Origin of the sequence: Streptomyces chilikensis, assembly GCF_001642695.1 — a bacterium.
Classification (GTDB): Bacteria; Actinomycetota; Actinomycetes; order Streptomycetales; family Streptomycetaceae; genus Streptomyces; species Streptomyces chilikensis.
In genome coordinates this window covers 1-9,194 of record NZ_LWCC02000007.1, presented here as the reverse complement: position 1 = coordinate 9,194, position 9,194 = coordinate 1, and the positions used below count along the sequence as shown (strand labels likewise).

8 protein-coding genes are annotated in these 9,194 nt (G+C 73.5%); 4 read left to right on the top strand and 4 right to left on the bottom strand.

Annotated elements, in window-relative coordinates:
- The 3 genes from A2U95_RS20625 to A2U95_RS20615 all read left to right on the top strand — a co-directional run.
- The coding region (locus A2U95_RS20625; protein ID WP_240957492.1) for a phosphopantetheine-binding protein at positions 1-748 on the top strand (748 nt) is incomplete at its 5' end.
- 75 nt (positions 749-823) lie between these two features.
- On the top strand, positions 824-1,891 hold the full coding sequence (locus tag A2U95_RS20620) for an ABC transporter ATP-binding protein (RefSeq protein ID WP_240957491.1): 1,068 nt from the start codon (positions 824-826) through the stop codon (positions 1,889-1,891).
- A complete protein-coding gene (locus A2U95_RS20615; protein WP_206282994.1) occupies positions 1,888-2,763 on the top strand; it encodes an ABC transporter permease in 876 nt (291 codons plus the stop codon). Before A2U95_RS20620 ends, A2U95_RS20615 begins: the two co-directional genes overlap by 4 nt.
- Before the next feature lie 236 nt (positions 2,764-2,999).
- Here A2U95_RS20615 and A2U95_RS20610 read toward each other — a convergent pair whose 3' ends face one another.
- Entirely contained in the window at positions 3,000-3,965 is a 966-nt protein-coding gene (locus A2U95_RS20610) for an ABC transporter ATP-binding protein (protein WP_166025483.1), read from the bottom strand.
- 257 nt (positions 3,966-4,222) lie between these two features.
- Here A2U95_RS20610 and A2U95_RS20605 point away from each other — a divergent pair, with 257 nt between their 5' ends.
- Positions 4,223-5,632 carry an FAD-dependent monooxygenase gene (locus tag A2U95_RS20605; protein ID WP_166025481.1) on the top strand — a complete coding sequence of 470 codons (1,410 nt, stop codon included), beginning with the start codon at positions 4,223-4,225 and terminating at the stop codon, positions 5,630-5,632.
- Between the two features lie 179 nt (positions 5,633-5,811).
- Here A2U95_RS20605 and A2U95_RS20600 read toward each other — a convergent pair whose 3' ends face one another.
- From A2U95_RS20600 to A2U95_RS33405, 3 genes are all read right to left on the bottom strand, one after another.
- Positions 5,812-6,075, bottom strand: a complete 264-nt coding sequence (locus A2U95_RS20600; protein WP_240957490.1) for a PqqD family protein — start codon at positions 6,073-6,075, stop codon at positions 5,812-5,814.
- Between the two features lie 546 nt (positions 6,076-6,621).
- A complete protein-coding gene (locus tag A2U95_RS20595; RefSeq protein WP_166025477.1) occupies positions 6,622-7,407 on the bottom strand; it encodes a thioesterase II family protein in 786 nt (261 codons plus the stop codon).
- Between the two features lie 37 nt (positions 7,408-7,444).
- Positions 7,445-9,194 (bottom strand): helix-turn-helix transcriptional regulator (locus A2U95_RS33405; protein ID WP_277350952.1); only part of this gene is annotated, 1,750 nt, incomplete at its 5' end.

Sequence of the window (9,194 nt, the reverse complement as noted above, 5' to 3'; positions counted from 1 at the left end):
CACCGTGGCGGTGGCGGACGTGGACTGGGCGCGGTTCGTCCCGCCCTTCACCGCACTGCGCCCCAGCCCGCTCCTCTCCGACCTGCCCGAGGCGGTGGCCACCGCCCATACCGGCGACGGCGCCCCGGAAGCCGGATCCCCGGCCGCCGGGGGGCCGGCGGACCCCGCCGCCGAACTCCGCGACCGTCTCGCCTCGGCGGCGTCCGGCGGTGCCGGAACCGCCGCGGAGGCCAGGGAGGAGATCCTCCTCGCCCTCGTGCGGGAGGAGGCGGCACGTGTGCTCGGCATCGACGACCCGGCGCGGATCAAGGCCCGGAACGGGTTCGTCGCGGCGGGGTTCGACTCCCTGATGGCGGTCGAGCTCCGCAACGGGCTGGGTCGCCGGACCGGCCTCCGGCTCCCGGCGACCCTCGTGTTCGACTTCCCGACCCCCGACGACCTCGTCCGGCACCTCGCCGAGCAGCTCGCACCCGAGGACGACGGGGACACGGCCGGCGAGGCCGGTGAGGCCGGTGAGGCCGGTGCCCTGGCGGAGATCGACAGGCTGGAGCGTCTCCTCGGCGCCCTGTCCCCGGAGGGCGGCGGGGGCGACGAGGTCGCCAGACGCCTGGAGGCCCTGCTCGCCCGCTGGAACAGCGCCCTGGCCGCTCACCGGCAGGACGAGCACCCGGGGGTCGACGACCTGCTCGAGGCGGCCACGCCCGACGAGATGTTCGAGCTCATCCAGCGTGAATTCGGAAAAGCCTGACCGATGGCCCGACAAGGACGCGGCGTCGACCGGCTCGTACGCCCGCCGATTCCCACCTACCGACGGAGAGTGAAAGTGTCAGAGACAGCAGAAGCAGTGGGGGCACCGGGGACGGTGGGGATCGCGGACGACCAGGTCGTGGTGGTCCGGGACCTCGTCAAGCGGTACCACCCCGCGATGCCGCCGGCGGTGGACGGGCTGAGCTTCACCGTCACGCGAGGTGAGGTGTTCGGCCTGCTCGGCCCCAACGGCGCCGGCAAGACGACCACGATCCGCATGCTCACCACCATGGCCGGCGCCACGTCCGGCCAGGCCTTCCTGGACGGCATCGACGTGCTGGCGCAGCCCGACCGGGCGCGCGCGGTGCTCGCCGTGGTGCCGCAGCACAACAACCTCGACCGGTCCCTGACGGTCCGGCAGAACCTGCTCTTCCACGCCGCCTACCACGGCATCGGCAGGGCCGAGCGCCGCCGCCGCGCCGACGAGCTGCTGGAGCGCGTGCAGCTCGCCGACCGGGCGGACTCGCTCGTGGACGAGATGTCCGGCGGCCAGGCGCAGCGCGTCATGATCGCCCGGGCGCTCATGCACGACCCGAGCGTGATGTTCCTGGACGAGCCGGCCACGGGCCTGGACCCGCAGGCACGGCTGTTCGTCCACGACCTCGTCATGGAGCTGGGCCGCCAGGGCGTGACCGTGGTGATCACCACGCACGACATGGAGGAGGCCGCCAAGCTGTGCGACCGGATCGGCATCGTGGACCACGGGAAGCTGCTGACCCTGGGCACGCCCGAGGAACTGGTCCACGGCCTGCCGGGCGGCACGACGCTCACCCTCAAGCTGAACCTCTTGGACGACTCCGACTCCCCGCGGGACGTGGCCGAGGCGCTGACCGGCGTCCCCTGGGTGGCGGCCGCGGAGTACGTGCCGGGGATGCCCGCCGCGGCGCCGCCCTTCCCGGGCATGCCGGCCCCCGAGCCGGAGGAGGACCGGTACGTGCTGAGCGTCGAGTCCGGCGCCGGCGACGTGCTGCCCGCCGTCTTCAAGGTGCTGGGCGAGCTGCGCTGCGAGGTCAAGGACCTGGCGGTACGGGAGGCAAGCCTCGAAGACGTCTTCATCCACCTCACTGGCAAGGGACTTCGGTGACTCTCACGACTCTCACGACGACCACGTCCGCCGACGAAGCGGTGGCGGACCGCGCCGGCCCGGCGGGCTCGCTCGCCCGCACCCCCAGCGGGCCGCGGAAGGTCTCGCAGCGCCGCATCTTCACCTCCATCCTCTGGCGGGACGTGCTGGTCACGGTCCGTCAGCCGTGGCTGTTCCTGGCGGAGGCGCTGCTCCAGCCCCTGTTCATCCTGTTCGTCTTCGGCAAGGTCCTCGCCGACATGAACTACGTCGACGAGAGCTACGTGCCGCTGCTGCTGCCGGGCATCGTCGGCCTGACGGCCTTCATCAGCGCGCTGCAGGCCACCGCGCTGCCCCTGGTCATGGACTTCTCCTACTCCAAGGAGATCGAGGACCGGCTGATGGCTCCGGTCGGCGTCCGCCTGGTCGCCCTGGAGAAGATCCTGTTCGGCGGCATCCGCGGGTTCGTCGCCGCCGCGCTCATGGTGCCGGTGGGGATCCTGATCCTCGGGGTGCCGTGGTGGCCGGCCTCGGCCCTGCCGGCGATCGTCGGCGTGCTCGTCCTCGGCTCGCTGCTGGGCGGGGCGCTCGGCCTGGTGCTCGGCACCATGGTGCCGGCCCGCCGGGTGGGTGTGGTCTTCGGCCTGGCGCTGACGCCGCTGATGTTCACCGCGGCCGCCCAGTACTCGCTGTTGAGCCTGCACGGTCTGCGCTGGTTCCAGGTGGCGGTCGGCATCAACCCGATCACCTACATCAACGAGGGCCTGCGGGACGTGCTGCTGGGGAAGGTCGAGTCGGTCCCGTACGGCATCGACATGGCGGTGCTGGCCGCCGCCACCCTGGTGGCGGCCGTCGTCGGGATCCGGAGCTTCAGGCGCCGGGCCCTGGACTGACGGTCCCGCGAGACGGGAGAGGGCGGTGGGGGGGCGGGCGCCGTAGGCGGCCAGCCCCACCATCGCGCTGACGGCCCAGTCGGAGGATCCGGCCGAGGCCTTGTCGCCGACGTTGGTGAACATGATGTACATCAGCACCGGTGTGCCGATGCCGAAGATGACGAAGCCGACGTCACGGAGCGTGCGGCGCAGCTCGAAGTTGACGTAACGCGACACCAGCACGGCGTTGCCGGCCATCACTTACCTGCCTTCTGGGAGGTCACGGGGGCGTCCGCGGAGGAGGACGTGGCGGAAGGGTCGGTGGCGTGCGAGGTGAGGCTGAGGAACGCGTCCTCCAGGCCGGCCGCGGCGATCTCCAGGCCCCGGGGGGTCACCAGCCGGGGCAGCGCCCCCACGGTCGCGTCCGAGTCCGAGGTGCGCAGGCGCACCCGTCCGCCGGCCACCTCGACGGAGACGACTCCGGGAAGGTCCTCCAGACCGGAGGGCAGCGGATCCGACGGGAGGTCGAAGGAGACGACCCCGACCCCCACCGTCCGCTTGATCTCCGCACTGCTGCCGTCGGCGATCAGCCGGCCCCGGTCGATGACGACGATCCGGTCGGAGTTCTGGTCGGCCTCCTCCAAGTGGTGCGTGGAGAACAGCACGGTCTTGCCGCGGTCGGTGAAGGTGCGCATGGACGCCCAGAAGGCCCGCCGGGCCTGGACGTCCAGCGCGGCCGTCGGCTCGTCGAGGACCAGGAGGTCCGGGTCCCCGGCCATCGCGACGGCGAAGCTGACCCGCTGCGCCTGACCGCCGGAGAGCTTGTCGGCACGACGCCCGGCCAGCTCCGTCAGACCCGCCAGTTCCAGCACCTCGTCCACCGGCAGGGGTGCGGGGTAGGTGCCGGCCACGAACGACACCAGTTCGCGCACCGTCGCCCGGGAGACCGGTTTGAAGTCCTGCAGCATCGCCCCGACCCGCCCGTCGCGGACCGCCTGGACCGGGGGGACGCCGCACAGCCGCACCGAGCCGGCGGTCGGATCGTCCAGGCCGAGCAGCAGCCCGATGGACGTCGACTTGCCCGCGCCGTTGCGGCCCAGCAGGGCGACCCGTTCACCCTGTCCGATCGTGAGGTCGAGGCCGTCCACGGCGCGTACCGCGCCGAACTCCTTGACCGCTCCGGTAAATACGACCACCGGTGTCGTCGTGTGGATTGTCGTCATGCGCTCACTGTACGAGGACCGTTCCGCGCGGGGTAGCGAGCTTTTCCGTTTCTCCAGGACTGTGAATAACACTCCACGGAGGCCCTTCGCGCGAGTTGACCGTCCGTCGTTGGCCGAAAAGGAAACAGGGGTCTTCCCCGATAGCCACCCCTATTCACCCCTCACCCGTAGATCGTGCTTCCGGGTTCCGGAGGGGCGGCCTCCCTTGCCGTAGCGTGGTCCGTTATTCAGGCGACGGGAAAGGAATCGATTCGGGCATGACTGCACACAGGCGAGCGGTGGTTCTGGGCGGCGGTTTCACCGCGATGCTCACGTCGGCGATGCTGGCCCGGCACATCGACGAGGTGGTCGTCGTGGAGCGCGACGAATACCCGGCCGGGGCCCAGCCGCGCAAGGGAGTTCCCCAGGCGCGCCACTGTCACATCCTGTGGTCCGGCGGTGCACGGATCGCCGAGACCTATCTACCCGGCATGACGGGGAAACTGCTGGAGGCCGGGGCCCATCGCATCGGGATTCCCGGCGGTCTGGTCTCCCTGACCCCCTTCGGGTGGCAGCACCGTTTCCCGTCGACCGAGTTCACCCTCGCCTCGAGCCGCGCGCTGCTGGACCGGGTGATGCGGGAGGAGACGCTGCGCCAGGGCCGGATATCGGTGCTGGAGCGCACGGAGGTCCTGGGGCTGACCGGGGGAGCGGACCGGATCACCGGAGTGACGATTCGCGATCGCGATTCCGGTGACGAGCGCGTGCTCGAGGCCGGCCTGGTGGTGGACGCCACCGGCCGGGGCTCGGGCATGCGGCGCTGGCTGGAGCGGATCGGCGTCCCGGCGCCCCAGGAGGAGTCCGTGGACACCGGCATGGTCTACGCGACCCGGGTGTTCCGCGCACCGGAGGGAACGGAGTCCGGGTTCCCCCTGGTCAGCGTGCTCGCCGACGCCAGGCGTCCGGTTCCCGGGCGCGGCGCCGTCCTGATGCCGATCGAGGACGGGCGGTGGATCGTCACCCTCTCCGGCACCCGCGGCGGTGAGCCGACGGCGGACGCCGAGGAGTTCTCCGCCTTCGCGCGCGACGGCGTCCGGCACCCGCTGATCGGCGACCTGATCGAAGGGCTGGAGCCGCTGACCGCCGTGCAGCGCTCCCACTCCACCGTCAGCCGGCGCCTGCACTACGACCGTCTCGGCGTCTGGCCGGAGGGACTGGTGGTGATCGGCGACGCCACCACCGCCTTCAACCCGGTCTACGGGCACGGGATGAGCGCCGCGGCCCGCAGCGTCGTGGCCCTGGAGGCGCAGCTGCGCGACCGGGGGCTCGCCGCCGGTCTCGGCCGTGCCGCCCAGCGGGCGGTCGCCCGGGCGGCCGACGACGCGTGGGCGATGGCGACCTCCAACGACGTCGGCTACCCCGGCTGCCGGGTCCAGGGGACCGATCCGCGCCTGACCGGGCCGGCGGCGGACCGGCGCGACGCGGACATGGTGGGCGCGCTGGCCACCCGCAACCGTGACGACGCCCGGGCGGCACTCGCGCTGATGACCCTGTCGGCGACCGTCACCGAGATCCAGAGCCCCCGGCTGTTCGCGGCGCTGCGCCGCGGCCCCGAGGTGCCGGTGCTCACCGCGCCCCCGCTGCTCCCGCACGAGTCGGCCCGCCTGCGGATTCCCGCCGCGGCCTGATCCCGCCCGCCGGCCCCTCCACGACCACCACGGCCGTGGAGGGGCCGCGGTCGTCGTGAAGGGGCCGGCGGGCGTGAAGGGGCCGCAGCCGTCGTGAAGGGGCCGGGCGGGCGTGGAGGCGCCGCAGCCGTCGTGAAGGGGCCGGGCGGGCGTGAAGGGGCGCGGCCGTGGCCGGGGGCTCACGGCTCGGCGCGCATCAGCCCCGCGTCGCTCATCTCCTCGACCCAGATCTCCAGGTCGGTGCGCGCGTTGACCGGGTCGGTGTGCCACAGGCCGGCGAGGATGTGCGCGGCCGCGTCCGGATTGCCGTCGTGAACGCGCAAAGCTATCCACATCGCCGTGGCCGTCGGGCCGCAGCGGTAGCGCGCTCGCCCCCTCGCCGTGTCGGCGACGAGCTCCAGGCAGCCGTCGGACTTGACGGAGGCGACGCTCACCCCGGGCATCGGTCGAAACCGCACAGACACCTCCCGTGTCCTCCCATTCGAAGACACCGTCGTGAGCGTCTCGCCCTTCAGCCGCTCAAGGGAGTCTCAAGTTATTACGGAGCGGTCGTCGAATCCATGCAATGCGCCGCAGTCAGGGGTTGTCCCCCGGGAACCCCTAAAGGATTCCGGGGGGCAGGGCGGGAATAGGGGATTGTCGTGGAGGGCGGTGCGCCGGCGGAACCGGGAGGCCGTGGCGCGGGGCGCCACCGGGAAACGGCCGCCGGAATGGCGGCCGTGTCGCGGGAAGGCCCGTCCGGAGAACTCCGTCCCGCTCCTTTCCGGACACGCGGGGACGGGCCCGGACCGGCGCCGGCGAGGTCCGGCCCCGGGCGGGCGGCATTACCGGAATGCCTTGCCCTGTTTTCCGCCGCGCGTCGCGGCGCCGGTCCTCCGGGGCCTGCCCGGACGCGTCCGCCGATTTCCGGACGGCCGGTCCGGCGCGTCGCACGGAAAACACCGTTCCCCTGCGGGGAACGGCGGGTTCCACCCGCCTCCCACCGCGGCTCAAGCGGTTCTCGAGTCGTTCTCCAGAGTCCGGTGGGCGCTCCTCGTGGCGGCGGCCCGCACCAAGGACCTCCGCACGTCTCCGGTGATCAGGGCGGCCAGCCGCTCGGGATCGTCCTGGAAGTAGAAGTGACCGCCCTCGAAACGCCGCACCCCCACGAAGTCCGTGGTCGAGTCCGCCCACTCCTCCAGCGGACCCTCGGGGGCCAGCACGTCCTGCGTCCCGTGGAACACCGTCAGCGGAACCGGCAGCGGGGTCAGCCGGCGGGGCGGGCGCCAGTTGGAGACCAGGGTGACGTCGGCGCGGATCACCGGCGCGAACACGCTCCACAGCTCCGGGTCGTCCAGGATGCGCGGCGGGGTGCCGCCCAGCCTGACCAGCCGGCGGCGCAGCTCCGCGTCCGTCAGCTCACCCGTCTGCACCGGCTGCCGGGAGGTGTACGGCGCCCCGCAGCCCGACAGGCCGAGCCACACCGGCCGCGGACCACCCCGTTCGACGAGCCGGCGGGTCACCTCGAACGCCACCAGCGAGCCCATGCTGTGCCCGAAGCAGGCGAACGGCACGTCGGGGTCGCCGAACTCGGCGTCCAGCCGCTCGAGGAACCAGTCGACCAGGGTGTCCGCGTCGTCCAGCGGCGGCAGCCCGGCCAGCAGCCCGTGTCCCGGATAGTCCTGGGGCAGGAACCGCCAGTCGCCGGGGAAGAACGCGGACCACTCACGGAACAGGAGCTGGGACCCGCCGGCGTGCGGGAAGAGGAACAGACGCAGGGCGCAGGGGGACTTCACGGTTCTCCGTTCGAAGGGGTGGCGGGGTGCGGCGGGGTCACGTCTGCTGCGCGAGCAGCCTGGTGGGCAGGGCCCGCCGGCTGCTCACCCCGAGCTTGCGGTAGACGCGGGTCAGGTGCTGCTCGACCGTGCTCACGGTGATGAACAACTGCTGGCTGATCTCCCGGTTGCTGAAGCCCCGTGCCGCCAGCAGCGCCACCCGGCTCTCGGCGTCGCTGAGCAGCAGCGGCCCCGTCGGCTCGCCGCCCCCCTCGTCCGCCGGCACCACCTCGTACGCCACACCCAGCGCGGGGAACGGGTCGGGCCGTGCGGCCGCCCGCGGACCCGGCAGGGGCGCCGGGCGCGGAGCCGACCGGCACAGCTTCGCCTCCTGCGCCGCCCGCCACGAGGCCGCCCGCGCCTGGTCGAGCTCACCCACCCCACGGCAGGCCACGCTCAGGTCGGTCAGGGCGCGGGACAGCTCCATGCGGTCGCCCGCCGCCTGCAGCGCGTCGACGGACCTGCGCAGCAGAGCCGGACGCTGCGCCAGCTCACCGGCCGCGGCCGCCAGCCGGAGCGTCGCCCCCTGGGTGCGCAGACTGACCTCCTGCGCGAGCCCCAGCTGCTGCTTGAGCAGGTCGCGCGCCGCCGCCGTGCGCCCCAGCCGCAGGTTGGCCTCGGCCAGCCCGTTCCGCCAGGGCACGAGCTCGGCGACGTCGAACTCGCGCTCCCGGGTGATCCGGGCACACGCCTGGAAGTCCTTCACCGCGGCCAGCACCCTGTCCGTCGCCAGGTGGTGCTGTCCGCGCGCGTACAGGCAGCAGGCCCCCCACACGGAGCCCTCCAGCAGCTCGGGGGTCAGCGCGCGCAGCGACGCCTCCGCCGAGCCGTGCTGCCCCAGCAGCGTCTGGGCCGAGATCAGGACGCTCAGCGGGTACCCCCGCAGCATGCCCCACGACCGGGCGGGCAGCAGCTCCAGCGCCCCCCGCGCCAGTCCCGCCGCCCGCACCAGCTCGCCGCAGCGCAGCGCGAGGTCCGCCCGGACGCCGTCCAGCGCGGCCTGCCACACCACACCGCCGCGGCGCACGGCCTGCGCGCGCAGCGCCTCCGTCCGCTCCGCCGCCGTCTCCGGCCGGTCGCCGCGCACCAGCGTGAGCAGCGCCGCCAGCACCACCTCGAGCATGGTCTCGTCCAGTCGGCAGCTCTCCAGGACGTGCTCCGCGCCGGTCAGCGCGCTCTTGGCGCTCAGGCCCGCGCAGCCGTCCCCGATGGCGCGCACCGCGCGGATCCACGGGTCCTCGGGGAGGCGCTCCTTCCCCGGGGCCGCGTTCGCCGTCCGGGGCTCCGGGGACGCCGCCGTGTCCGTCCGGGCACCGTAGAACCACTTGCGGGCCAGCAGGAGTTCCGCCTCCGCGTACAGGTCGCCGCCGCGCCCGCCGACGGCGTCCGCGCCGGACTCGTAGGCGGCCTGCGCCCGGTCCGCCCCGGCGCGGTCACCCCGCCACAGGGCCTGCCGCAGCAGCGGAAGCGCGTCACGTCCGGTGATCCCGCCCCGCTCCAGGGCGCCGCGGTCGGCCTCCTGCCACCGGTCCGCCGCGGCGGGGTCGACCCGCCACACCGCCCGTGCCAGCGCGCGCCGCACCTCGTCCCGCTCCTCCGGGTCCGCCGACACCTCCAGCGCCAGCTCCAGACACCGCGTCACCGTGCCCACGTCGTCACCCGCGGCGGCCTCCGACGCGGCCTCCCGCAGGACCCCGGCCGCCCACGACGGCCAGGCGGACGGCTCCGCCGCGGCGCCGCCGTCCGGC

Bases quoted from the DNA above. Each gene is read 5' to 3' on its own strand.
- A2U95_RS20610 (WP_166025483.1), bottom strand. From the start codon at position 3,965: ATGACGACAATCCACACGACGACACCGGTGGTCGTATTTACCGGAGCG.
- A2U95_RS20605 (WP_166025481.1), top strand. From the start codon at position 4,223: ATGACTGCACACAGGCGAGCGGTGGTTCTGGGCGGCGGTTTCACCGCG.
- A2U95_RS20600 (WP_240957490.1), bottom strand. From the start codon at position 6,075: ATGCCCGGGGTGAGCGTCGCCTCCGTCAAGTCCGACGGCTGCCTGGAG.